The following is a 23,694-nucleotide window of genomic DNA, read 5'->3' as shown; positions in this document are numbered from 1 at the left end:
TAGTCCCTCCCCCGCAAGGAGACCCGGCGAAATGAATCGCGACCCCGCCCCGCATCACCCGCTCGTCCAGCGGCTGATCGAAGCGCGTCAAGTGACTGACGCACTGTTTTCCATCGTCAAGCCCGAGTTCCTGTATGAACGGCCGATCCGTGAACGCCACCGGATCGTGTTTTACATCGGCCATCTGGAAGCTTTCGATCGTAATCTTTTCGATCAACGCCTGTGCGATCTGCCGGCGTTCGATCCGCACCTCGACCAGCTTTTTGCCTTCGGCATCGATCCCGTCGACGGCGGTTTTCCGACCGATCAACCCAGTGACTGGCCGTCGCTCGACGTCGTTCGCGACTATGGCTCGCGTGCCCGCGAGCAGATCGACCGCGAGCTCGATGCGCTGACGCACACCGCGCAACTCGGCCGCAACGGTGCACAAGCCGATGCCTCCGAGCAGTTGCTGAACGTCGCGATCGAGCATCGGTTGATGCATGCCGAAACGCTGGCGTACATGCTTCACCAGTTGCCGCTTGCGCAGAAGGTCAGCGAATTGCGCGAGCCTGTCGTGACGCGTGCGGAACCGAGGGACGCGTTGTCGTCGATGGTCAGCGTACCGGCCGGCACGGCCGTGCTCGGCATGCCGCGCGACGGCGGGCGCTTCGGTTGGGACAATGAGTTCGGCGAATTGCATGTCGATGTGCCCGCCTTCGAGATCGATCGCCACATGGTGACGAACGGCGCATTCCGCGAGTTCATCGAGGCAGGCGGCTATCGCGAAGCGAAGTGGTGGTCGGAGAAGGATTGGGCGTGGAAGGAAGCCGAGCATATCGAGCATCCCGCGTGCTGGTCGCGGCACGATGCAGGCGGCGAGGATGGCGCATGGACGTTGCGCACCATGTTCGACGAAGTCCCGCTGCCGCTCGACTGGCCCGTGTACGTGAGCCACGCCGAAGCCAGCGCCTACGCGCGCTGGGCAGGCAAAGCGTTACCCACCGAGGCGCAGTGGCAACGTGCGGCACACGGCACGCCACACGCCGCGTCGGGTAATTTCGATTTTCGCAGCTGGGATCCGCAACCGGTCGACGTGCATCCGGATAACGTCAGCGCGTTCGGCGTGGAAGGACAATTCGGCAATGGCTGGGAGTGGACTTCGACGGTATTCGACGCGCTGCCCGGCTTCGAAGCCTTTCCGTTTTATCTCGGCTATTCAGCCAACTTTTTTGACGGCCAGCACTATGTGATCAAAGGCGGCTCGGCACGCACCGCGCAGTGCATGCTGCGGCCGGCTTTTCGCAATTGGTTTCAGCCGCATTATCAGTACGTGTATGCGGGGTTTCGGTGTGTGAGGTGATGACGAATAAAGCATAAGTTCGACGCGCTTGTGATTCATCTCGCTGAGTGACACGGAGGCGATCTTCCCAACGCGCGCGCCGCGTGCGCGAAGAGTGTCAGTCCGCCTGCGCTGCCGGTGGAATGCGCACCCCGATCAGCGGTTCATGCTGTTGAGCGCCATACACGTCGCGATCGCCGGGCGCGCCGGATGTGGGTCCGGTGCGGGGAATGGTGATCTTGATCGCGTTGGCGGCATCGAACGAAACGATGCTGACATCGCCCGCATCCACCTGATAGAGCGCGCTCACCAACTCAGGCGTCAGCACGTCGCTGTCGCGCACGCGGCGATATACGGCGGCATCTGGAAAGATCATGTCGAAGGTCAGATATAGCGGGCCAGCGTTCTTGCTGCGCATCACTTCGGCGAGGTCGTAAACGGTGTCGCCGCGGGAAGGATCGAATACGTCGGTCAGATTCATCGCATCACCCGATCTGGGTCGTGGTTACGGGAAAGAGCGCGGCCGGGTCGGCAACCTGCATCACGTGATAAATCGTAAATTCGTACACGGGTCCGCCAACCAGATCCGATGGTGAAAACGGAAATGCGAGGTTGCCGGCGGTCGCCTTGCGCCCCTTGAAATAGCCATGCAGGAACGAACTGCGCGCGAGCGAAAGCGCCATGTTCGCGAGTTCCTGCGTGGGTGCAATCGCCTCGATCACCATGCCGATTTCATGAGCGAGACGCGGCTCGCGCTGATCGACGCGTACGCCATTGCGGCCGTAGTAGATGAAGTTGAGCTCGTACTCGCCCGGCTTCATGTCGAGCGCGGTCAGACGCGCAACGTCGTCGCGCACCCGCGCTTCGACCTGATCGACCGCCGCGAGCAGGCGTGGATCGGTCATGCCCGCGATGGTGATCGTCCGGTAGCCGCGCAGCTTCACGCCTTCGAGCTTGATGCTCGGTGGCATCTCGACCAGCTTGCTGCCGGTCACCCGCACACGGCGGTCGTCGAGCTTTTCGATGTGCGTATGTTCGAGATCGACCAAACCTTCCGGCTCGTAAAAATGGTGCGGATCGGGCTGTTCGTACATCATGTGCGCGGCAACGGAAACAGGCGTCACGCCCCGCTCCGGGTTCATCGGCTCCAGTTCGAAGTGATCGCGGCGCAGCGTGCCGAGCAGGCAGTCGTTCGCGGCGAGCGGCACGGCGCATTGCGCGCCGCATTCGAGCAGCTTCGCCATATGAAACGCGAGGCCCATGTCGAAACCGCGCCAGGCGGCAAGACTCGCGTAAATCGCGGTATCGCACGCTCGACCGGCGATGATCACGTCGGCGCCCGCCTCGAACGCGTTGACGAACGGATCGGTGCCCATCTGCGCGACGATGCGTGTGGCGTCGTCCACGGCCTGTTCGGTCAGTTCGGGCAGCACGCCCATCGATTTCACGCGGCCTTCGCGAATCGCCTGCTTGATGACGTTCTTGTCGATCTCCGCCGGAATCGTCGCCAGCTTGTAGCGCAAGCCGTCGCGTCGCGTGACTTCGTCGAGCACGTCGAGAAACTCTTCCATATGCGGCTTGCCGCCCGCCGTGCCCGCTGTGCCGATCACGTAGGGCACGCCAGCGTCGCGCGCCGCTTTCAGCGACAACCCCAGATCGCGGCGCAACTGCTCGCGCTTGATGAGCGACTTGCCGCTGCCGAGATAGTACGGTCCCGGATCGGACGAGCCGTTGTCGGCGCCGATCACGTGCGGCTTGCGCGCGATGCCGTTACGCAGCGATGCTTCGGGAAAGCCGTAGCCGAGATTGCCGGCCACGGCCATGATGCGCAGTTCGTCTTCCATAGTCGTTCTCTTGATGGGCGTTTGCGTGTTCAGGCGGCTTTATCGGGCGCTATCAGGCGTTATCGGTCGTCACCGGGCGATCTCGTTCGGCGCCACGTCGAGTCGCGCGACAATCCCTTCCAGTTCGCGCGTCGGCGCCGGATAGCGTTCAAGCACCTGCGGGTCGTGGCCAGGAATCACGTGCTGCTTCGAATCGGCGAGTCGATAGACGGTGTCGTACGCTTCGAGCATCGTGCAAACATCGCAAGCGTTCGAAAATGGCCGGCGATTTTCGATGTTGTCGTAGAAGTGCGAAGCATCGGACGCGACCACGACCCAACCGCGAGCGGTCTTCACGCGCACGACCTGCAAACCCGGCGTATGGCCGCCGACCGGTTGCAGCTGGATACCCGGCGCGAGATCGACTGGACCGTCGTGCATCACCACGCGTTGCGCGAAATTCATCTTCACCATCGCGGCGACATCGTCGGGCTCGTAGTGGTGCGCAAAATGCCGGTATTTCATGTGACGCCCCGTGGCGAAATGCATCTCCGTTTCCTGAAGATGGAAACGCGCCGCCGGCAGCAGCGTGAAATTGCCGACATGGTCGTAGTGCAAATGCGTGATGACCACGTCGCTGACCGCATCGGGATCGATGCCGACGAGTCTGAGCGAATCGATCGGACAGCGCAGCACGCCACGCCCGCGCTTCGCGGCAACCTCGGCGTTGAAGCCGGTGTCGATCAGCACGGCGCGCTCACTGTTTCTCGCGGCCCACACGTAGTAGTCGAGCGGCATCGCGCTCTGGTGATCGTCGTCGCCGCCAATGAAGTTGTCGCAGCGCCAGCCGTCCCGCCGGGCGTACTTGATCGCGAATAGTTCGTACGTATCCGATGCGTTGCTCATTTACATGCCTCCGATGTTGATGGGTTTTTCCACGCCGATGACGGTCTCCGGCGCGGTACTCGCCTGCACCTCCTCGAGCGTGCGCTTCCTTGTTTCGATGCCGAATATAGAGAGAATTACCACCAGCAGCGCGAACAGCGCGGCAATGAAGGTCACGACGCCGAGCAGTCCGGCCAGCGCATAGACGCTCGCCACCACGTACGGCACGCCGACGTTCACCGCACGTCCCGCCGCATTCGCGAGCCCCACGCCGCGCAGTCTCAGCCGTGTCGGGAAAAGCTCGGTCACGTAGCACGCAACACCCAGCGCGGACGTCACGTAGATGCATGTCGTCACACCGAAGCCGACCAGCGCGATCGTCGCCGCGTGAGTGACATACGGGTACGCCATGCCGATCGCGGCGCCCAATGCCGAAAAGATCACGAGTCCCCACTTGCGGCCGATCCTGTCCGCGATCGCCATGCTGATCAACGAACCCGCGGGACCGCCCGCGAACATTGCCGACGTGATCAGCAGTGAGTGCGAAATATCGAAGCCCTGCTTGACGAGGAAGGTCGGCACCCACGCGACGAACGCGTACATCGCCGTGAACGAAATGCAGACCACCGCGATGCCGACCAGCGTGCGCGACATCTGTCGCGCCGCGAACAGATCGCGCAGCCGTCCCGGTTCTTCCTCCTGCGGCGCATTCGGAATCGGCGCATCGCGACGCACGCTTTGCGCCTCGATCCGCTCGACCACTTCGCGAGCCTCCTGATGCCGCCCGACCGCCGCGAGCCAACGCGGCGATTCCGGCATCGACTTGCGCAGATACCAGATCACGAGCGCGCCGATGCCTGGAATCGCGAACATCCAGCGCCAGCCGAAGTGCGGAATGATCAGGAACGCGCATGCGGACGAGACCAGCACCGACGAGTTCGTAATCAGATTCAGCAACGACGAGAAGCGGCCCCGCGCATGCGCCGGTGTGAATTCGTTCAGCGTGCTGTAGCCGACGACGATTTCCGCGCCCAGCCCGATACCCATGATGAAACGCAGCACGATCAGCCACGTCATCGAAGGCGCGAGCGCCGCGGCAATCGACGTCACGCCGAAGATGAGCAGATTGAACTGGTATGAGAAGCGCCGCCCGAAGCGATCGCCGATCACGCCCGCGCCCCACGCGCCGAGTGTGAGTCCCGCAAAGCTCATCGAAATGAACAGCGCGTTCATATGCATGTCCGACAGGCCCTGTTGCACCAGCGCGCCGAGCACGCTGCCCGCGAGGAAATTGTCGAATGCATCGAAGAACATGCCGCCGCCGATCAGGCCCAGCAGACGCCAGTGAAACGGTCCGGTCTCGAGCGCGTCGAGCCGTTGTGCCACGTTTGCTCCATAAGCCGCCACGGTCTGTCTCCTATGTTGTCGGTCGCTGCGAGCGCCTTTGAAACTGCCTTTCCCGCACTCTCCCGCGTTCAGGCGAACGCCATCTGCGCGGCGTAGAACATTGCTTCGATCAACGGCTCCTCGCGCCGCCGCGCGAGGCTGATGAACGACAGCGGAATCTCGATCGGCACTTCGCGCGAGATCGCCGCTCCGTACTTCTGCGCTTCGTCGATGGCGACGGACTCGCGCGCGAGCGAGAGCCCGACGCCCGCACGCACCAGTTCGATCATCGACGCTTCGAGATCGACCTCCGCCACCACCTGCGGCTTCGCGCCGACCGAGTCGAATGCGCTCGTGAGCAGCCGGTTATGCATCGACGACGACGGCGTCCAGATCCACGGCAGTTCGGCAAGTCCGGCCCAGCCGAGTCCGTTGATGCGCTCCTGCCAGCCTTTCGGCGCAATGACGCAATAAGTGATAGGCATCAGCGCCACTGCGTGCAGTTCGACGCCGTCGCTTTCAGCCGGCGTGCCGAGGTAGAAGCCGACGTCGAGCGCGCCGTTGGCGAGCCGTTCGATCACGTGCCCCGTCATCGAATGACGTAGACGGGTGCGCACTTCCGGATAGCGATTCGCCATGTATTGCAGGATCGCGCCCAGACGAATCGTCTGTGGATTGAGAATCGTGCCGATCGACACGGTGCCCGACAGGATGCTGACGAGGTTGTCCGCGGCCACTTCGAAGCTGCCGATCGATTCGAGAATCTGCTCGGCGTACGGCAGCAGCTTGAGGCCGTCAGGGGTGAGCGCCAGGCCGCGCGGCGAGCGCACCAGCAGACGCAGCTTCAACTGGTCCTGCAGGCTCTTCAGTTGCAGGCTGACGGCAGGCTGCGTCAGATTGAGCAGCTTCGCCGCCTTGGTCAGACTGCCTTCGTGCGCCACAGTGACGAACGCGCGGATATGCTGCAGATCGTTGATGCTCCGGCTCGACGGCTTACCGGGAAATAGCTTCGAGAGGTTCATCGGCAGGCCAACAATAGGCCGCAAATGCGGCACGGTCAGCGCGCCTGAGTTCAGTGCCTGCTCACGCATGGCCGGCCGCCTCCAGAATGCGGCGCGCTTGCGCGAGCACCGGCGCATCGACGAGCTTGCCGTCGACCGCCACCGCTGCGCCGCTCTGAGCGACTTCGCAGACCCGCGTCGCCCATTGCACCTCGCGCGGCGCCGGACCGAGCCCGGCGGTGACCGGCGCGATCTGCTTCGGATGCACGCACAGCTTGGCCCCGAAACCGAAGGCGCGAGCGCGTTGCACTTCAGCGTCGAGCGCGGTGGAATCGTCGAGATTCGTGCAGACGCCGTCCACGGCCGGCAGCAATCCTGCCAGGCGCGTAAACAGCAGGATCTGCGAGCGATAGTAATGCAATGGCTCACCAATTTCATTCGCGCCAAGGTCGAGCGCCAGATCGACGGTGCCGAGCATGAGGCGGGCGACGTTGGGCGCACGCGCCAGTTCGGCGAGACGGTCGAAGCCCGCGGCGGTTTCCATCAGCAGATGCAGCGCCCAGCGCGGCTCCATCGATGCGATGCGGGCGATCTCGTCCGCGTGCTCCGCTTTCGGAATCACGATGCCGTCGAGGTCAAGCCCGGCGCACGCGGCCAGATCGGCGTCGTACCACGGCGTACCGTGGCTATTGATGCGGACCAGCAACTGCACCTTCAACGCACGCGCGGTGTCCGCCAACGCCGGCAACGTGTTCGCGAGCGAGGTCCGCGCGTCGTCCTTGCGCGCGGGCTCGACCGCGTCTTCGAGATCGACGATCACGGCGCCGGCGCCCGCGCGCGCGGCTTTGTCGAAGCGCTCGGAACGCGTCGCGGGTGCGAACAGATAGGTGCGAAGGAAGCGGGACATGAGAGCCGTCGGTAATGGTGAGTTCGATCGCTAGATCACGCCGGCCGCGCGCAACGCGGCAAGGTCCGAGCCGGTGCAACCAAGCAACTCGCCGAATACGTCCTCGTTATGGCTGCCGAGCGCCGTTCCGAGCCATTCGATGTCGCCGGGCGTTTCCGATAAACGCGGAATCACATTCGGCACCGCCACGTCGCCAGCCCGCGACGGCATCGTCCGGATATTGCCGCGCGCCTGATACTGCGGATCGTCGAAAATGTCGGCGACGCTATATAGGAGGCTCGCCGGCACCGAGCCCTCGTCGCACAAACGCAGCACTTCGTCGTGATCGCGCGCGCCGACCCATTCCTGCACAGTTGCATTGACTTCATCGATCGCGGCGATGCGCGCCGACGCGCGGCCCCAGCGGTCGTCGTCCGCGAGTTCAGGTTGCTGAAGCACGTGCGCGAAGCGGCGGAAAATCTTGTCGTTGGTGCATGCAATGGCGACCCAGCGCTCGTTGCGTGTGCGGTAATGCGCATGCGGCGCGACGTTCACTGCGTTCGCGCCCATCCGCTCGCGCACCTTGCCGAACATCTGGTACGCAGGGACCATCTCGTCGAGAACACGGAACATCGGCTCGTAGAGCGCAAGATCGACACATTGACCGCGACCGGTGCGCTCGCGTGCCTGCAACGCGATCAGCGCGCCCACCGCCGCATACATGCCCGAGCCGTAGTCGGCGAGCGACGTCGAGCCGGGCGTGACTGGAATCCGGCCCGGCTCGCCGGCCAGATAGGCGAGCCCCGAAAACGCATGCGCGACCCGTGCGAACCCTGGTTTGCCACGGCTCGGCCCATCCTGTCCGTAGGCGGAGATCCGCACGAGAATCGTGCGCGGGTTGCGCTTGTGCAGCGATTCCAAGTCGAGGCCCCACTTCTCGATCACGCCCGGCCGGAAATTCTCCACGACGATGTCGCAGCTCGCCGCCAGATCGCGAAGCATCTGCTGGCCGCGCTGGTCGGCAAGATTGAGCGTCACGCACTTCTTGTTGCGGCTCTCGGTGAGCCACATCAGCGTGTCGCCGCAATCCGTTCCGGTGCCGAACCGGCGCAGCGAATCGCCGGTTTGAGGCGGCTCAACCTTGATCACTTCCGCGCCGAACTCGGCAAGGATCGTCGCACAGAACGGCCCGGCCACGAAGGTTCCCAGATCGAGCACTCGCAAGCCTTCCAGCGCTTTCATGCGGATTCCCATTGCAGTTGTCGTGAGTGAATGCTCGGCGCGGCGACCGTCAGCGTCCATTGAAATGTGCAAAAGGGATGTATAAGCAGCGCTTAATAATGCGTCGCGTCATAACCGCGAGAACCGGGGAGTCGGCTCGTGGTAAAGGCGTTGGGAGGCTTTGGCCATGGCGGCTGCGCTGCAAAGCAACAACTCATTCCAGGGCATGCATCGGTTTGCGGTTCCGCCGGGCCGCTCATAAGATAAGCAGCACCTCCTGCGCGTTTCTGCTTGATTGCCGTCATGGCCAGAGATCTCGCGCGGAGCCGTTCACACATCATTTCGGATACCCAATGACTTCGTCGTCACTCAGGAAACAGATCGCATCGTTCGTCGCCGATGGCGGCACATGGCCCGCGTCGCTCGATCCGCTGATCGAAATCAGTCCCGCCTTCGTCGACGCGTATCTCGCGTTTGCGGGCTGCGCCTATCGCAATGGTCCGCTCGAGCCGAAAGTGAAGGCGCTGGTAAGTTTCGCTCTCGAAGCATCGGTCACGCATCTGAACGCCAGCGGCGTGCGGCGCTTTTGCCGCGAAGCGCTGCGCCTCGGCGCGACTCGCGACGAACTGCTGGAGACGCTGGAACTCATCAGCGTAATCGGCGTTCATGCATGCGTGATCGGCATGCCGGTGCTGGAAGAAAAAGTCGCCGGCGATCCGCGCAACGCAATCGATACGCGTCACGCCGATCCGCGGCGCCAGGCGATCAAGCGCGAGTTCACGGAGAAACGTGGCTACTGGAGCGCGATCTGGGACGGCACGCTCGCGCTCGATCCGGATTTCTTCGAAGCGTTCACGACGTTCTCGTCGGTTCCCTGGGTACACGGCAAGCTTGCGCCAAAGGTGAAGGAGTTCATGTACATCGCCGTCGACGTGTCGGTGACGCACCAATACGTGCCCGGCACGCATGTGCACATCGAGAACGCGCTGAAGTATGGCGCGACGCCAGCCGAGATTCTCGAAGTCATGCAACTGGCGAGCACGATGGGCATGGCGAGTTTCGAACTGGCGCTACCCATCGTGCTGGAAGAAATCGCGGCGCTGGAGAAGCAGGCGGCCGTTTCCTGACCGGCAGTTTCCTGACCGGCCGTTTCCTGACATCACACAGCCGGATCGCCAACTACTACGACGTCACAGACGGAGGAGACACACGATGGACACCGCACTCGACACGGCACGAATCGGCAGGTCACGCTGGCTGCGTGTGGGCCTGATCGTATTCATCAGTTACCTGGTTGCGTTCGCGGATCGCACCAACATCGGCGTGGCGGCGCCGCAGATGGCGCGCGACCTGCAACTCGGCACCACGATTACCGGCGCGCTGCTGGGGGCGTTTTTCTGGGGCTACCTCGTCACGCAGATTCCCGGCGGCTGGCTCTCGACGCGCATTGGGCCACGCCGCGTGATCGCCGTATCGATGCTCATCACGGGCGTGATGGCGTGCCTGACCGGGATGGTGCACACGCTGCCCGCGTTGATCACTGTTCGCGTCATCATGGGGCTCGCCGAGGGCGTGATATGGCCGTCGTTTTCGGTCATCTTCGTGCGCTGGTTCCCGGCGCGCGAACGGGCGCGCGGCATCGCATTCGCGCAATATGCGCTGCCGCTGTCGTCGGTGGTCATGGCACCGCTCGCGGGCTGGATGATCGACGTGTTTCACTGGAAGACGATGTTCATCCTGCAAGGTTTGCCGGCCATCGGGATGGCGGTGCTCGTGTGGCTATTCGTCTCGGACGACCCTGCCACAGACCGCTGGCTGTCCACGTCCGAGCGCGATTTCATCACGCAGCAGCGTCTTGCCGGCACCGGCGCCGACGACAGTTTTGGCAGTGTGCTGAAGCAATCCACCGTCTGGTTGCTGGCAGTCGTCGCGCTCTCCTGGATCATGGTGATCTTCAGTTTCGGCCTGTGGATGCCCAGTCTCATCAAGCAGTACTTCGCCCACGGCTATGCCGCAGTTGGCTGGCTCACCGCGCTGCCGTCGCTATTCGGCGCGTTTTCGATGTTCATCAACTCGTGGTTATCCGACCGGCCGTCATCTCTCTCGCGAGGTTGGTTCGTCGCCGTACCGCTGGTGGTCGCGGGCGCGGCGCTGCTGGCGCAGCACTATATCGACGGCGGCCTGGTGTTCACGATGATCATGTTCTGCATCGCCGGCGCGGGGCTGTTCTCGCCGAGCGGCACATGGTGGGCCTGGGTGATCAGCAAAGTGCCGCGTAATCAGGCCGCGCCTTCGATCGCCCTGATCAACATGTTCGCGAGTTTCGGTGGCGTGGTTGGGCCGCTTGTCGTCGGCTTCTATGCACGCGGCGGCAATCTGTCCAGCAGCTTCTATATTCTCGGATATTTTCTGTTTGCGGCGGCGATCGTCGTTACGTATCTGATCCGGCGCACGCCTTTGCGCGATGTGACGCCCGCGGAGACGGTCCTGCTACATTGAAGACTCCAGAGGCGAGATGGCTTGCGTATTCGCCCCTGCTTTCAATGAGAGAGACGACGTTGCCGGAGAAGGTATGGTCGCCCACCGACTACTCCGCCTTATCCAGCATCCGTAGCGCCGCCTTCTCGGCATTGGCGACATGCAACCGTGCAAGGTTCTGCGCGGCCTCGCCGTCTCTTGCCTTCAAGGCCTTATAAAGACGGTCGATTTCGCGCAAGCTGTTCGGCAGCCGCTCCGGATGCATCAGCGAAGTGGAGCGCAACAGATTGATGCGCGAATAGAGACTATTGAGGATTTCCTGGATTAGCGCGTTGCCGCAGTTCTCCAGCAGCAAATCATAGAGCGCGGTTTTCGCGCGCAGCACGCCTTCCTGGTTTTGCGCCGTTGCCTCGGCGCGCAGTTCCTTCGCGACCTCCCCAAAGCGAGAAACGGCGTCGTCACTGGCGAGGCGGGCGAACTCATGGGCGGCAAAACCTTCGAGTAGCCCTCGCAACGCATACAACTCGACGGCCTCTTCTTTTGATATCACCGCGACGATGGGGCCTTTGTGCGGGACGCTGCGTACCAGCTTTTCGGCCTCGAGTTTGCGCAGCGCTTCGCGCACTGACGTCCGGCTTACACCGAGCGTCTCGCACAACTCGCGCTCGATCAGGCGCGCACCAGGCGCGAAACGCCCGCTTACGATAGCCTGGCGCAATACGTTTTCCACCTGATGCCGCAGCGTCTCAGGTCTGATCACGTCCATGTCTGTTGACATTATTGTATTCCCGTCCGACAAGCTCCAGCCTCCATGATACGTGAGCGGGCATCGTTGCAGGCAGCTTTTGACTGGTACCGCGCACAAAAATGGCGAGCCGGCGCGCGTTTCAGCGGCGGGCCGGCAGAGCTGCTAGCGGCACGCGGGAAGTGACGCGAAGCGTTGCGTCGAAACTCATGACCAACGGTTCCGCATGCGCGACTTCAACCGAGGCGATTGCGTCGTCGCCGATGCCGTCGAGTTGCTTGAAGAGCGCGCGCAACGAGTTGCCATGCCCCACCATCAGTACCGACTGTCCGCGCGTCAATGCCGGAGCAACGCAGTCGTCCCACAGCGGCAGCACACGCCGCAATGTGTCGCGCAAGCTTTCGGTGCGCGGCAGCGCATCGACGCTGGGCATGGCATCGTCATGTAACGCGCGCACCAATGCCGCGTGCAGGTCCGCATCGAGCGCCGGTGGCGCAAGGTCGAAGCCGCGCCGCCATTGCCGCACACGGTCCGCACCGTAGGCGAGCGCGGCCACGTCTTTTTCCATGCCCGTCAACGCGCCATAGTGGCGATCGTTCAGCCGCCACGAGCGCACGGTTTCAGGCTGTGACTGGTCGAGGGTGCGCAGCACGTGAGCGAGGGTATCGGTGGCACGCGACAACGCCGACGTCACCGCCAGATCGAAACGGAAACCCGCTTCACGCAAACGCTCGCCGACGCGCCGGGCATCGGCCTCCCCTTGATCCGACAGACCGACATCGCTCCAGCCGGTGAAGCGATTGGCACGATTCCAGACCGACTGACCGTGACGCAGCACGACAAGCGTAGCCGATTGTGAGGTCATATCGACGGACACGCTAGTTGTAGCCAAGAATCGCGACAGCGAGCACGTGCGCATGCTCGCTTTCGTTCGACGCGAGTACCGAAAGCGGCGCCGACTGCATCGCGCGCCACGCCGAATGCGGCGCACCGGCCCTCGCGTTGCGCTGCACAGACCAGGCGTTTGACGCAGCCCGCTCGCGCGCCGCCGGATAGACAGAAAACACGGACGCGCGTCTCGCTGGATTATGCATGCGCGTTCCCCACCGCCGCGTTGCGCGCGAGAGCGGCTTCCAGCAGCGGCGCGCCCAATTCCGCGCCGTGAATCCCCGTCACGCTGACGATTTCCAGCAACTCCATCAGTTCCTCGGCGCTCGCGCCGTAGCGCAGCGCGTTGCGCATGTGCAGCTTCAGGCCCGGCACGTAGAGATGCGTAGCGGACGCGTCGAATGCGCAGTACATGAACTCCTTGAGTTTCGGGCTCAGCACACCGGTGCGCCACGGCACCGACGAAAACTCGACATACGCTTCGAAAAGATCCGGATCGAGTTCGAGGAGACCTTCCCATGTCGGATGCCAGTAGCCGCGGTTCGTCTCGAACTCGGCTTTCAGTTTTTGCCGGCGCTCATCGGGTTGAGGCGCGCCGTGACGCAAACCTTCTTCTTCGAGTACTTCGAGCAGTATCGGCACGCCGACATTACTGGTGTGAATACCGATCGTGCTGATCAACTCCAGCACTTCGATCAACTCGTCGCGGGTCGCACCGAACGACAACGCCCGTTCGATATGGCGCGCGACGCCCGGCCCATACAGTTGCGTCGCGCATGCGTCGGCGGCCAGCGCGATGAACGCGCGCGTCTTGTCGTCGAGATGATTCCTGCGCCGCGGCACGCCCGCGAACTTCAGGTAGGCGTCGACGAAACGCGGGTCGAGGCGCACGAGGCTGTCCCATTCGGGACTCGCCTTGCCGTGCAGGTCGACGAGTTCGTCGCGAAGGCGCGACAGATCCGGCTGCGGCATAGTCTGGGTCATGACGTGATTCCATCGATGGAAATACGGTGGATGTTCTTTGCGCGTGCGGGGCCAACCTGCGCACCGCACGCGCATCCAGTGCGCTCCTGATCGCGCTAGCGGGCCGCGGCAGCCGGATAATCTTGCGCTGCCACCTCTTCCTGCCACGTGCCCTTGCCGATCGACGTCGCGATATGGACCATGTAGCTGTTTTCGCTCGCGCCGTGCCAGTGCCGCTCGTTCGGTCCGATGAACACGATGTCGCCCTGGCGGATCGGCTGCGGTTCTTCGCCGTCCAGACAGATCCAGCCTTGACCGGCCGTCACCTGCAAGACCTGACCGAACTCGTGCGTGTGCCAGTAAGTGCGGCCGCCCGGTTCGAACAGCACGGTATTGATGGTGACGCCATTGGTTGCCGGCATGACCGGGTCGGCCCAGACGGTGCCGGTGAACGTGTCGCTGCGGCGCTCGGATATCGCGCCGGCCGCTCTGCCGTGAAAGACCTTCATGCGTTTTTCTCCTTGTGTGCTCCGTCGAACAGCCGCACGCCGCCCGACACGTCGCCGATCGCATCGACGACACGGTTGCTGATCACGTCGCCGTAACCCAGCGCAGTGCCGAGGCCGAAGCTCGCGAGCGGGCCGGCCGAATTCAGCGACATCACGCCGAGTTCGCGCGCGCGGTCCACGTACAGCACCACGTCCTTGGTCATCAGCTTGCCGGTCAGGCCGCCTTCCAGATAGTCACCATCGACGATCTTCGGGAAACGGTTGAGCGTGGCGAAATTGACACCGCTGCTGCTGTTCAGCACATCGAGCAGCAGATGCAGGTCGAGCCCCGCCTTCTTGCCCGCCACCATCACTTCGGCACTGGCGGCGAGGCTCACCGCGTTCAGAAAATTGTTCAGCAGCTTGGTGGTGTGGCCCGCGCCGCTCTCGCCCATGTGCGCGACCTTCGAACTGATCGGCGCGAAGGCCCATTGCAGCGCGGCGACGGCGTCGGCATCGCCGCCCACCATCAACGTGAGCGAGCCCTTCTCCGCCGCCGCCGCGCCGCCCGAAATGCCGGCGTCGACGTAATGCACGCCGCGCTCGGCAAAGCGTTTGGCGAGGCGAATCGTCGAACTGGCGGCGGCCGTACTCAGATCGACGACGATCTGCCCCGCGCGACAATGCGCGAGCACGCCGTCCTCGCCTTCCACGACCGCCTCGACGACCTTGCTGTCCGGCAGCGACATCATCACGACGTCCGCATATGCGATCACTTCGCCCACGGTGCCGGCTGCTTTCGCGCCGGCGGTGTCGATGCGTTCACGCACGGTGTCGTAGCCCAACACGGCGATGCCCGCGTCGACGAGACGCCGTGTCATGCGTCCACCCATGTTGCCGAGACCGATGAAGCCGATCCGATTCTTGTTCATGAGTTGTGTTCCTCTGCTTCGAAATTAGAAATCCACATCTTTCGTTTCCGGGCCCATCAGCGCGCCGACCATGCCGATCAGGCCGCCCACGCACAGCAGCACGACCGAGGTCAGCCGCAGCGGCATGAAGGCGCCGAGCCAGTTCATATAGAACGCGTAGAACGAAGGGATGATCACCGACAGACTGAAGCCGACACCGAAGCCCGTTGCACGCACATCGGTCACGAAACGCTCGTTGATGTACGTGACGATCACGCCCCACGGCGACGTGACGAGCACCGCGAGCACGCACACCAGCAGCATGATGGTCGACAGCGAGAGCCCGTCGACATTCGCCAGCACGTACAGCAGCGCCGCGCCGACCGTCGCGATCAGCGGACCGACGATCACGAAGAAACGGCGCCGTCCGATGCGCTGCGCGATCATCCCCGAACCGATGTAGCTGAAAAACAGCACGAAATAAGTGAGCATGAGCGTCGCGGTCATCTGGAAGCCGCTCAGATGCAGCGTCTTCACCAGCAGGCCCGTCGGCAGGAAAATCGTGATGATGTTCTGCGTGAGCCAAAAGCCCGTCATCATCACCAGCACCTGCAACAGATTGCGACCGCTCTTGCCGCGCAGCAGATCGGAGAGCGGCAGCTTTTCAGTGACGGTGGCCTTGTCGGCGGCTTCGCTCTTCCAGATTTCCGATTCGGAAACCTTGCGCACGTAGTACATCGTCAGCAAACCTGCCAATGCCGCGCCGAGCACGAACGGAATGCGCCAGCCCCATTGCGCGTACGGCGAGTGCATGCCGTTGAGCGGAAACAGCACGAACATCAGCATCGCGACGAGGTTGATGGTCACGTATGCGGCCGGAAATCCGGAAATGATGAAGCCGCCTACGAAACCGCGCTGCTCTTTCTTCGAATACTCGATCGCGAGCGGCATCGCGCCCGTGTAGCCGCCACCCAGAAAAATCCCGTCGACGAAACGCAGCAGCACCAGCAGCCAGTACGACACGATGCCGAGCGTTTCATAGCCGGGCAGCAACGCGATGAGCAGCGTCACCACGCCGAAGCCGGACACGGACCAGATCGACGCCTTGCGACGGCCGACGCGGTCCGCGATCATGCCGAACAGCAACGCGCCGACCGGCCGGCCGAGCAGCGTCGTGATAAAGACCAGCGACGCGAGAATCGTCTCCATGCCGGCCGAAAGATGCGGCGGCTGGAAAAATCCCAGCACCGGCGACAACACCACCACCGGCAGATAGATATCGAACATGTCGATGAACTCGGAGAAGAACGCGCCCTTGATGGCGTTGCGCCTCCTCGTTTCGATCGACTGATCGGTCTCCGCCGTTACGACGTCATTCGCAGTCAACGCTTTCATACCTGTCTCCGTTCGTTATTCGCACCGCTTTGCGATGCGAGTTCTCCTTGCGCTGCCCCGTTTGCCGTTGGCCGTCCGCGCTGCGTGCCGCGTCAGGCGGCGGCCGTTTCCGCTTCGTAGGCCTTGATCGCCTCGCTCGCGACACGGAATGCCGCGAGCGCGAGCGGTGCACCGCAGTAGACGGCGGCCTGCATCAGCACCGCGCGGATTTCTTCCTTGCTCACGCCATTGCGCAGCGCGCCCTTCACGTGCACCGACAATTCGTGGTGCTGGCTCATCGCCGTCAACATGCCAAGATTGAGCATGCTGCGCGTCTTGAAGGACAACGTCGGGTCGCCCCAGATGTCGCCCCAACAGCATTCGGTGACGAACTTCTGCATCGGCCGGTTGAAGTCGTCGGCATTCGCCCACGATTTTTCGACGTGCCCGGCGCCCAGCACCTCCTTGCGATTTTCGAAGCCTTTGTTGAAGCGGTCATTGGTGTCCATCGTGCTTCCTCTGTGGTTCAAACTGATTGCGGACAGGGTTGGCTCGTGCGTCCGACCTCGGAAACGGCATTGCCTGCCTGAATGATTGTCGGACAATGCAAACGGCCAAATTTTTTTGGCGTGGCTAGCCAATCGTCATGCGCCACGCCGCCATCGTTCAATCCGCGCCGTAACCCACCAGCGCCTTTGTCTCCAGATACTCACGCAGCCCGGCTTCGCCCCATTCGCGACCGTTGCCCGAGCGTTTATAGCCGCCGAACGGTGCGCCGAAATCGGCGGGCGGATAGTTCAGGTGCACCCCACCCGCGCGCAGTGCGCGGCCGACCCTGCGCGCCCGTGCGACATCCGCCGATTGCACGTATGCGGCGAGACCGTAGTCGGTGCCGTTCGCAATCTCGATTGCCTGCTCTTCGGTGTCGTACGGAATCATCGACAGCACCGGCCCGAAAATTTCCTCGCGAGCGATGGTCATGTCGGGGGCGACGTCGGCGAAGACGGTCGGGCGCGCGTAATAGCCCTTGTCGATGCCTGCCGGCCGGCCCGTGCCGCCTGCGACGAGGCGCGCACCTTCGTCGATGCCGGTCTGGATCAGCGACTGCACGCGCTTGAACTGGTTGGCGTTGACGAGCGGCCCGAGTTGCGTCGACGGGTCGTCGGTCGGTCCGAGCCGATATGCCTGCGCCGCGCGCTTCGCGATCTGCGCGGCGTCGTTCATGAGATGACGCGGCACCAGCATGCGTGTCGGAATCGAGCACGATTGCCCGGAGTTTGTGAAGCAGGCGGCGACGCCGCGCGTGACCGCCTGATCCAGATCGACGTCGTCGAGCAGAATGTTGGCCGACTTGCCGCCGAGTTCCTGCGCGACCCGTTTGACGGTTTCCGCCGCCGACTGCGCGACCAGCACGCCGGCGCGAGTCGAGCCGGTGAACGACACCATGTCGATATCCGCATGACTCGCGATGGCCGAGCCGACACCCGGACCATCGCCGTTGACGAGATTGAACACGCCCGCCGGTACGCCGGCTTCATGCAACACCTCCGCAAACAGCAGCGCACTGAGCGGCGAATATTCGCTCGGCTTGAGCACCATCGTGCAGCCCGCCGCGAGCGCGGGCGCAATCTTGACGACGATCTGATTGACCGGCCAGTTCCACGGCGTGATCAGGCCGCACACGCCGATCGGTTCGAGCACCACGCGCGTGCTGCCCCGCTGCTCTTCGAATTCGAAACGTTCGAGCACCTCGATCAGCGCATTCAGATGCGCGGGACCGCGCACCGCTTGGGCGTTGCGGGCGAACGTGATGGGCGCGCCCATTTCGCGACGCATGGCCTCGGCGAATTCGTCGTAGCGGCGCTCGTAGATCGCGACGATGCGCTTGAGCAGCGCGACACGTTCGGGGACACTCGTCGCCGACCAGGTGGGAAACGCGCGGCGCGCGGCTGCAACTGCGCGATCGACATCTTCGGCGTTGCCCATCGCGAGTTTGTCGAACGCCATTTCCGTCGACGGATCGACGACGCCAAACCAGACCGCGGACGCAGGTTCGACCCAACGTCCGTCGATATAAAACTGGGCTGCATGTGACATGACAGGCTCCGGAATCAATGAATCAGAGGCACGCTCAGGATGCCGCGCCGGGCAGGAGACGGTACATCTCGGTGTGGTCGGTGGCGGGCGTGGCGTGTTGCGCCGCCTCGTCCCATACCTGCGTACACGTCGCGCCGAACGTCATGGGATGACCGACCGCCTGCGCGAGCGCGCGGGCGATCTTGAGGTCCTTGTTCATCAACTGCAGCGCGAAGCCGGAAGCGAAAGTGCCGCTCAGCATGAACTGCTTGACCTTGTTTTCGGACGTATTGCTGCGGCCCGTCGACGCGTTCAGCACGTCCGTCATCACCGCCGGTTCGATGCCGAAGCGGCTCGCGATCTGCAACGCCTCGACCGTGGCCGCGAGGCCTGCCGCCGACACGTAGTTGTTGAGCGCCTTGGCCGCGTGACCCGCGCCCGCCGCGCCGATATGCAGCACGCTCTTGCCCATCGCGTCGAGCACCGGCTTGCTGCGCGTCAACACCTCGGCCTTGCCGCCGACGAGAATCGCCAGCGTGCCGTCCTTCGCGCGCTTGACGCCGCCCGACACCGGTGCATCCAGATACGCGAGACCCTGTGCTTCCAGCGTCTTGCCGAGCTCACGCGAGCGCTCCGGTTCCGACGAACTCATGTCGATCACCACCGCGCCCTTCGTGAGCCGCGCGGCCCAGCCCCGATCGTTGCCCTGGTTGCCATCACCGAGCAGCACCTTCTCGACGATCGCCGAATTTGGCAGCATCGTGATCAAAGCGTCGAGCGACGCGGCGTGGTCCGCGTTCAGCCGCTGCGCGCCCGTTTGATCGGCCAGCGCATCGGCACGGTCCGCGTCGGCGTCGTCGATGAACAGTTCGAAACCGGCGTTGCGCAGGCACTGCACCATCGGTGCGCCCATCATGCCGAGACCGATGAATCCGATCCGTTTGGGTTGTGTCATGAAATATCGCTCCTAGCGCAGCGCCGAAAATGCCGTTGGCGTGAGGAAATGATTTTCGATGCGCTCGACGATCGGCTTGTCGGCTTCCGTCGCCGCGCGTTTCGCGATCCATTCGGGATCGGCCTGGAACGCGTTCCACTTCTGCTCGCGCTCGGCCAGACTTTCCCACTTCACCATATATGTCAGCGCGTGATTGCTTGGACCGATCAGCGTCGTCCAGAAGCCGATCTGCTGGATGCCGTACTTTTCGAAAAAGCCGAGCGTGGTCGACGTGAAGCGGTCGAGCAGCGCCGGCAGACGCGTCGGCGCACAGTGGTAGATACGCATTTCAACGATCATTCAGGTCTCCGTTACCGATGTGAGATGGCCGCAGCCAATGAGTGTTTCTGGATACGCCTGGTAGCGGATTCAGTCCGCGAGACCTTCGCCCGACGACCAGCGTTCGACGTATTTGACGAGTTCGGTCATGTCGCGCTTCGAGCCGTCCTGCATCGCGGCGTAATTCCAGACCTGACGCGCGACACTGCCAACCCACGTCGGCACGCCGAGCGCCTGGCATTCGTCGACCGCGAGTCCGATGTCCTTGCAGACACTGCCGACCGGAAAGCCGAAATCAAAAGTTCCCGGCAGCACGTGCTTCGGGAATTTGTCCATCGTCGCGCCGTTCTTGCCGCTACCCGAGTTGATCACCGCCATCATCACTTCCGGGTCCAGTCCGCCGCGCACGCCGGCGACAAATGCTTCCGACGTGATGGCAAAGGCGGTCGACGAGAGCATGTTGTTCAGCAGCTTGAGCAATTGCCCCTGGCCCGGCTGATCGCCGACCACAAAAACCTTGCCGAGCACTTCGAACAGGCTGCGCACCTGATCCAGCGCAGCCGGCTTGCCGGCCATCATGATGGCAAGCGTGCCCTTTTGCGCGCCGGCGGCGCCGCCGCTCACGGGCGCATCCACGGTGTCGATACCCTTCGCGAGCAGACCGTCCGCCACTTCTTTTTCCATTCGCGAACCCACCGTCGACAGGTCGACGAGAATCTTGATAACGCTACCCTCGATCAGCCCTCCGTCGCCCAGCGCGACCTGCCTGAAAACCGCCGGCGTGGGCAGACTCGTGAACACGATGCGTGCGCTGTCGGCCACGTCCCGCACCGATTGCGCCGCGCGCGCACCGATTGCCGCGAGTTCCGCGACCGCCTGCTCGTCGCGATCGAACACGACGAGCGAATGGCCCGCCTCGATGAGACGACGCGCCATAGGCCGTCCCATCACGCCCACGCCGACAAAACCGATAGTGCTGTTTTCTTGACCACTGCTCGACATGACTGTCCTCATTCGTTAGGAATCTGTTTCGATGCGCTGTTCGATGCACCGTTTCGTATGCGGTTCAAGTCGCGCGCGCGAGCCGCATGAGCGCGGCGGCGTCCGTTGCGCTGTCGAAGCGCCACAGCGCGTCGATGAGCGGTTGCGGTGCGACGCCCGATCCACCATAGTCCGCCAGTTCGCGCAACTTTGCCGCGAGTTCGACATCGGCAAGCGGCGCCGCAAGACTGCCGCGCGCCGCGTGAATGCGTCGCGACAACGTCTCGCCCGAGCGCAACACGACAACGACCTGCGCGGACTCGACCGGCCACGACGCGTCGTCGATGAAACGCAGACGCGTATCGAATGCGCGCAGCGCTGGGTTCGTCACGGCGCTATCGCTGAATTCCGCCAGGCTCGCTTTGCCCGTCGCCAGCGTGACCGCCACCGCATGCTGCGCGCTGACCTGCGACTCACGACCGGTGCGCACGTTGGGCCGGTCGGTACGTTCACGCAGCAACGGGTGTCCGGTCAATTCGACGCGCTCGACGTCATTCAGCGTCCACCGCGCGTCGCGGCGCAGATCGAGACATGCGTCGATCACGGGGTTCAGCACCACGCCACACGGATAGGGCTTATAGGTGTTCGACAGCAGGGCCCATTCGTGGCCGAGCTCGCGCGTCAACGCATCGACATCCGGCTTCGACGCGGTGACGCGCAGGAAACCGCGCTCGCCTTCGAGCGGCGAATCGGGACCGGAGAAATCGTCGGCGGCGAGCAGCGCGGACAGCAAACCGTTGCGCGCGGCATTGCCGACGCTGATGCTCTTCGACATCGTGCCGAGCGTTTCCACCAGACCGCCGGCCTGCGCCGACGCGTTGCCCAACGCCCATACGATCTGCTGTGCGCTCAAACCCAGCACCTTCGCCATCGCCGCCGCCGCGCCGAATACGCCGCAGGTCGACGTGATATGCCAGCCGCGCTGGTAGTGCTCAGGCGAAACCGCGTTGCCGATCCGGCATTCCACTTCGACGCCGATTACGAACGCAAGCAGCAAGGCCTCACCCGTCATTGCACTTGCATGCGGGTCGCTGTCCGCGAGCGACTCGGCAAACGCGAATAGCGCGGCGGCAACGGGCGCGGTGGGATGAATGATCGTCGGGATATGCGTGTCGTCGAAGTCGAACACGTTCGCGCTCATCGCATTGAGCGCCGCCGCGTTCAGCAGGTCGACGCGCTCGCTACGACCAATCACGCTCGAACTCTGCCCTGCGCTGAAACGCCGATAGTTGCGCACGGCCTTGTCGAGCGTTGGGTCGGTGCAGGCGGCGAGCGCGACGGCTACGTAGTTGACGAGCGCGCGCTTCGCCTCGTGACGCACGGCGGCCGGCACGTCGCGCCACGTCGTGTCGCCGATCCATTGCGCGAGCCGCCGCGTCGCGAGTCCCGCTTCGCTGTACGTGTCCGTCTGGCCGAAGCTTCTGTCTGCCTGCGCTGCCATGTGCTGAATTTCCCTTTACCGGATTACGCTTTCGATTCAGTGGATGCGGCCGCGATTACGGCCTGGTCACCGAAGCCGTGCGTGCATTCACCGCGTTATCTGACGCTTCCACCGTATCGCTCACTTCCGCGGCGATCGACTCGAGCGAACGTTTGCGGGTCTCGGTGCCGAGCACGCCGACGATCAACGCCTGGACCAGCAACGTGCCGACGATCAACGTCAACACACCCGCAATGCCGAAGCCCGTGAATGCCCACGCGACGGCGTACGGCACAGCGATGCTGACCGCTCGCCCCACGGTATTCGACACGCCCGATCCGCGCAGACGCAGTTCAGTCGGGAACAACTCCGGCACATAGGTTGCCACGCTAAACGACGACAGTACGTAGATACAGCAGGTGATCGCAAAGCCAAGCGCGGCGATCGCCACTTCCGTTTGTGCAAACGGATAGGCCGTGCCGAACGCGGCGCAGATCAGGGAGAACAGTACGATGCCCCACTTGCGGCCAACGCGTTCGGCCAGCACGAAAGCAATCAGCGAGCCGATCGGACCGCCGGCAAACATGATCGCCGTCAGTCCGAGCGAGTTCGACACGCTGTGCCCCTGCTTCACCAGGAACGTCGGAATCCAGCTGACGAACGCGTAGTTGACGATGAAGAGTCCAACCAGCACGGTGATGCCCGTCACCGTGCGCGCCAGCAGACGGCGCGTGAAGAGGTCGCCGAGACGGCCGCTATCCGGCGCATCGGCGCGATACGGCTGCTGCGCAGCAGCCGAGATAGCCGTTTCTGGATCGATGCCGCACGCCGTTTCGATGTTCGACACGATCGCGTTTGCTTCAGGCAAGCGATTGCGCGAGGCCAGCCAGCGAGGCGACTCCGGCATCGACTTACGCAGAAACCACACGAACAGCGCACCGCAACCGGCGATGGCGAACATCCAGCGCCAGCCGTATTGCGGCACGATCAGCCAACCGAGGAACGTCGACAGGAATAGCGACGTGTTGATGATCAGATTGAGGATGGTGCCGAACCGCCCGCGCCACGCCGCCGGAATGAACTCGCTCAGCGTGCCGTAGCCGACCACAATTTCGGCGCCCATGCCGACGCCCATCACCAGCCGGAAGAAAATCAGCCAGTACATGGACGGCGCGAACGCCGCAGCGATCGACGCGAAGCCGTAAATCCCGAGATTGAACTGATAGCAGAAGCGCCGGCCGAAACGATCGCCGAGAAGACCCGACAGCCACGCGCCCGACATCATGCCGATAAACGTGACGGACACGAACATCGCATTCAGTTTCAGCGTGGATTCGCCGCTGTGGATCATGGCGGCGAGCACGCTGCCCGCGATGTAGATATCGAACGAATCGAAGTACATGCCCGCGGCAATCAGCCCGAGCAACCGCCAGTGATAGCCGGACAGCGGCAGGCTGTCCAGTCTGTATCCGATACTCGCTTGGTTGTGCATGGATGCTATCTCCGTCGACTTC

24 protein-coding genes are annotated in these 23,694 nt (G+C 63.3%); 3 read left to right on the top strand and 21 right to left on the bottom strand.

Annotation, left to right across the window (positions count from 1 at the left end; all coding sequences use genetic code 11):
• Positions 1-31 precede the first annotated feature (31 nt).
• Positions 32-1,342, top strand: a complete 1,311-nt coding sequence (locus tag P0D96_RS03905; protein ID WP_408311877.1) for an SUMF1/EgtB/PvdO family nonheme iron enzyme — start codon at positions 32-34, stop codon at positions 1,340-1,342.
• 97 nt (positions 1,343-1,439) lie between these two features.
• On the opposite strand, the gene P0D96_RS03900 is transcribed toward P0D96_RS03905, so the two are convergent.
• The 7 genes from P0D96_RS03900 to P0D96_RS03870 form a co-directional block, all read right to left on the bottom strand.
• Positions 1,440-1,802: a DUF4387 domain-containing protein gene (locus tag P0D96_RS03900; protein WP_132378279.1), complete on the bottom strand. Its 363-nt coding sequence runs from the start codon at positions 1,800-1,802 to the stop codon at positions 1,440-1,442.
• A gap of 4 nt (positions 1,803-1,806) precedes the next feature.
• A complete protein-coding gene (locus tag P0D96_RS03895; RefSeq protein WP_408175233.1) occupies positions 1,807-3,165 on the bottom strand; it encodes an acyclic terpene utilization AtuA family protein in 1,359 nt (452 codons plus the stop codon).
• 69 nt (positions 3,166-3,234) lie between these two features.
• Positions 3,235-4,050, bottom strand: a complete 816-nt coding sequence (locus tag P0D96_RS03890; protein ID WP_408311873.1) for an N-acyl homoserine lactonase family protein — start codon at positions 4,048-4,050, stop codon at positions 3,235-3,237.
• A complete protein-coding gene (locus tag P0D96_RS03885; RefSeq protein WP_408311871.1) occupies positions 4,051-5,415 on the bottom strand; it encodes an MFS transporter in 1,365 nt (454 codons plus the stop codon).
• Between the two features lie 89 nt (positions 5,416-5,504).
• Positions 5,505-6,506: a LysR family transcriptional regulator gene (locus P0D96_RS03880; RefSeq protein WP_342960625.1), complete on the bottom strand. Its 1,002-nt coding sequence runs from the start codon at positions 6,504-6,506 to the stop codon at positions 5,505-5,507.
• Complete coding sequence (locus P0D96_RS03875; RefSeq protein WP_408311868.1) at positions 6,499-7,323, bottom strand: HpcH/HpaI aldolase/citrate lyase family protein; 825 nt, start codon at positions 7,321-7,323, stop codon at positions 6,499-6,501. Before P0D96_RS03875 ends, P0D96_RS03880 begins: the two co-directional genes overlap by 8 nt.
• Before the next feature lie 30 nt (positions 7,324-7,353).
• The gene (locus P0D96_RS03870; RefSeq protein WP_408311865.1) at positions 7,354-8,544 is read right to left on the bottom strand and encodes a CaiB/BaiF CoA transferase family protein; all 1,191 of its coding nucleotides are present in this window, start codon (positions 8,542-8,544) and stop codon (positions 7,354-7,356) included.
• 332 nt (positions 8,545-8,876) lie between these two features.
• Between P0D96_RS03870 and P0D96_RS03865 the strand changes: the two genes are divergently transcribed.
• Together P0D96_RS03865 and P0D96_RS03860 are read left to right on the top strand one after the other, a co-directional pair.
• Entirely contained in the window at positions 8,877-9,650 is a 774-nt protein-coding gene (locus P0D96_RS03865) for a carboxymuconolactone decarboxylase family protein (RefSeq protein WP_408175240.1), read from the top strand.
• Positions 9,651-9,735: 85 nt separating this feature from the next.
• The gene (locus tag P0D96_RS03860; protein WP_408311862.1) at positions 9,736-11,022 is read left to right on the top strand and encodes an MFS transporter; all 1,287 of its coding nucleotides are present in this window, start codon (positions 9,736-9,738) and stop codon (positions 11,020-11,022) included.
• A gap of 88 nt (positions 11,023-11,110) precedes the next feature.
• Here P0D96_RS03860 and P0D96_RS03855 read toward each other — a convergent pair whose 3' ends face one another.
• From P0D96_RS03855 to P0D96_RS03790, 14 genes are all read right to left on the bottom strand, one after another.
• On the bottom strand, positions 11,111-11,779 hold the full coding sequence (locus tag P0D96_RS03855; RefSeq protein WP_408311859.1) for a GntR family transcriptional regulator: 669 nt from the start codon (positions 11,777-11,779) through the stop codon (positions 11,111-11,113).
• 109 nt (positions 11,780-11,888) lie between these two features.
• Positions 11,889-12,611, bottom strand: coding sequence for a 2,3-bisphosphoglycerate-dependent phosphoglycerate mutase (locus tag P0D96_RS03850; protein ID WP_408311856.1), 723 nt, complete (start codon positions 12,609-12,611; stop codon positions 11,889-11,891).
• A 13-nt stretch (positions 12,612-12,624) separates the two neighbouring features.
• Positions 12,625-12,840, bottom strand: a complete 216-nt coding sequence (locus tag P0D96_RS03845; RefSeq protein WP_408175244.1) for a hypothetical protein — start codon at positions 12,838-12,840, stop codon at positions 12,625-12,627.
• Positions 12,833-13,618, bottom strand: a complete 786-nt coding sequence (locus P0D96_RS03840) for a carboxymuconolactone decarboxylase family protein (protein WP_408311852.1) — start codon at positions 13,616-13,618, stop codon at positions 12,833-12,835. The genes P0D96_RS03845 and P0D96_RS03840 overlap by 8 nt, the downstream gene beginning before the upstream one ends.
• A 95-nt stretch (positions 13,619-13,713) precedes the next feature.
• On the bottom strand, positions 13,714-14,106 hold the full coding sequence (locus P0D96_RS03835; protein ID WP_132378303.1) for a cupin domain-containing protein: 393 nt from the start codon (positions 14,104-14,106) through the stop codon (positions 13,714-13,716).
• Entirely contained in the window at positions 14,103-15,017 is a 915-nt protein-coding gene (locus tag P0D96_RS03830) for an NAD(P)-dependent oxidoreductase (RefSeq protein WP_132378305.1), read from the bottom strand. Before P0D96_RS03830 ends, P0D96_RS03835 begins: the two co-directional genes overlap by 4 nt.
• Positions 15,018-15,041: 24 nt before the next feature.
• A complete protein-coding gene (locus P0D96_RS03825) occupies positions 15,042-16,391 on the bottom strand; it encodes an MFS transporter (RefSeq protein ID WP_408311849.1) in 1,350 nt (449 codons plus the stop codon).
• Positions 16,392-16,483: 92 nt separating this feature from the next.
• Entirely contained in the window at positions 16,484-16,879 is a 396-nt protein-coding gene (locus P0D96_RS03820; protein ID WP_132378308.1) for a carboxymuconolactone decarboxylase family protein, read from the bottom strand.
• A 157-nt stretch (positions 16,880-17,036) separates the two neighbouring features.
• A complete protein-coding gene (locus P0D96_RS03815; protein ID WP_408311846.1) occupies positions 17,037-18,467 on the bottom strand; it encodes an aldehyde dehydrogenase family protein in 1,431 nt (476 codons plus the stop codon).
• Between the two features lie 34 nt (positions 18,468-18,501).
• Entirely contained in the window at positions 18,502-19,401 is a 900-nt protein-coding gene (locus P0D96_RS03810; protein WP_408311844.1) for an NAD(P)-dependent oxidoreductase, read from the bottom strand.
• A 12-nt stretch (positions 19,402-19,413) separates the two neighbouring features.
• Positions 19,414-19,740: an NIPSNAP family protein gene (locus tag P0D96_RS03805; protein WP_132378314.1), complete on the bottom strand. Its 327-nt coding sequence runs from the start codon at positions 19,738-19,740 to the stop codon at positions 19,414-19,416.
• Positions 19,741-19,809: 69 nt separating this feature from the next.
• Complete coding sequence (locus tag P0D96_RS03800) at positions 19,810-20,721, bottom strand: NAD(P)-dependent oxidoreductase (protein ID WP_408311840.1); 912 nt, start codon at positions 20,719-20,721, stop codon at positions 19,810-19,812.
• Positions 20,722-20,785: 64 nt separating this feature from the next.
• Entirely contained in the window at positions 20,786-22,201 is a 1,416-nt protein-coding gene (locus P0D96_RS03795) for an MmgE/PrpD family protein (RefSeq protein WP_408311837.1), read from the bottom strand.
• A 55-nt stretch (positions 22,202-22,256) separates the two neighbouring features.
• A complete protein-coding gene (locus tag P0D96_RS03790) occupies positions 22,257-23,672 on the bottom strand; it encodes an MFS transporter (protein WP_408311834.1) in 1,416 nt (471 codons plus the stop codon).
• Positions 23,673-23,694 lie beyond the last annotated feature (22 nt).

The organism is Paraburkholderia sp. RL17-347-BIC-D (assembly GCF_046027915.1).
Lineage (GTDB): Bacteria > Pseudomonadota > Gammaproteobacteria > Burkholderiales > Burkholderiaceae > Paraburkholderia.
The sequence above is the reverse complement of the archived record's forward strand: the minus strand, read 5'-3'. Positions and strand labels throughout refer to the sequence as shown.

Bases quoted from the DNA above. Each gene is read 5' to 3' on its own strand.
- P0D96_RS03905 (WP_408311877.1), top strand. From the start codon at position 32: ATGAATCGCGACCCCGCCCCGCATCACCCGCTCGTCCAGCGGCTGATC.
- P0D96_RS03900 (WP_132378279.1), bottom strand. From the start codon at position 1,802: ATGAATCTGACCGACGTATTCGATCCTTCCCGCGGCGACACCGTTTAC.
- P0D96_RS03895 (WP_408175233.1), bottom strand. From the start codon at position 3,165: ATGGAAGACGAACTGCGCATCATGGCCGTGGCCGGCAATCTCGGCTAC.
- P0D96_RS03890 (WP_408311873.1), bottom strand. From the start codon at position 4,050: ATGAGCAACGCATCGGATACGTACGAACTATTCGCGATCAAGTACGCC.
- P0D96_RS03880 (WP_342960625.1), bottom strand. From the start codon at position 6,506: ATGCGTGAGCAGGCACTGAACTCAGGCGCGCTGACCGTGCCGCATTTG.
- P0D96_RS03875 (WP_408311868.1), bottom strand. From the start codon at position 7,323: ATGTCCCGCTTCCTTCGCACCTATCTGTTCGCACCCGCGACGCGTTCC.
- P0D96_RS03870 (WP_408311865.1), bottom strand. From the start codon at position 8,544: ATGAAAGCGCTGGAAGGCTTGCGAGTGCTCGATCTGGGAACCTTCGTG.
- P0D96_RS03865 (WP_408175240.1), top strand. From the start codon at position 8,877: ATGACTTCGTCGTCACTCAGGAAACAGATCGCATCGTTCGTCGCCGAT.
- P0D96_RS03860 (WP_408311862.1), top strand. From the start codon at position 9,736: ATGGACACCGCACTCGACACGGCACGAATCGGCAGGTCACGCTGGCTG.
- P0D96_RS03855 (WP_408311859.1), bottom strand. From the start codon at position 11,779: ATGTCAACAGACATGGACGTGATCAGACCTGAGACGCTGCGGCATCAG.
- P0D96_RS03850 (WP_408311856.1), bottom strand. From the start codon at position 12,611: ATGACCTCACAATCGGCTACGCTTGTCGTGCTGCGTCACGGTCAGTCG.
- P0D96_RS03845 (WP_408175244.1), bottom strand. From the start codon at position 12,840: ATGCATAATCCAGCGAGACGCGCGTCCGTGTTTTCTGTCTATCCGGCG.
- P0D96_RS03840 (WP_408311852.1), bottom strand. From the start codon at position 13,618: ATGACCCAGACTATGCCGCAGCCGGATCTGTCGCGCCTTCGCGACGAA.
- P0D96_RS03835 (WP_132378303.1), bottom strand. From the start codon at position 14,106: ATGAAGGTCTTTCACGGCAGAGCGGCCGGCGCGATATCCGAGCGCCGC.
- P0D96_RS03830 (WP_132378305.1), bottom strand. From the start codon at position 15,017: ATGAACAAGAATCGGATCGGCTTCATCGGTCTCGGCAACATGGGTGGA.
- P0D96_RS03825 (WP_408311849.1), bottom strand. From the start codon at position 16,391: ATGAAAGCGTTGACTGCGAATGACGTCGTAACGGCGGAGACCGATCAG.
- P0D96_RS03820 (WP_132378308.1), bottom strand. From the start codon at position 16,879: ATGGACACCAATGACCGCTTCAACAAAGGCTTCGAAAATCGCAAGGAG.
- P0D96_RS03815 (WP_408311846.1), bottom strand. From the start codon at position 18,467: ATGTCACATGCAGCCCAGTTTTATATCGACGGACGTTGGGTCGAACCT.
- P0D96_RS03810 (WP_408311844.1), bottom strand. From the start codon at position 19,401: ATGACACAACCCAAACGGATCGGATTCATCGGTCTCGGCATGATGGGC.
- P0D96_RS03805 (WP_132378314.1), bottom strand. From the start codon at position 19,740: ATGATCGTTGAAATGCGTATCTACCACTGTGCGCCGACGCGTCTGCCG.
- P0D96_RS03800 (WP_408311840.1), bottom strand. From the start codon at position 20,721: ATGTCGAGCAGTGGTCAAGAAAACAGCACTATCGGTTTTGTCGGCGTG.
- P0D96_RS03795 (WP_408311837.1), bottom strand. From the start codon at position 22,201: ATGGCAGCGCAGGCAGACAGAAGCTTCGGCCAGACGGACACGTACAGC.
- P0D96_RS03790 (WP_408311834.1), bottom strand. From the start codon at position 23,672: ATGCACAACCAAGCGAGTATCGGATACAGACTGGACAGCCTGCCGCTG.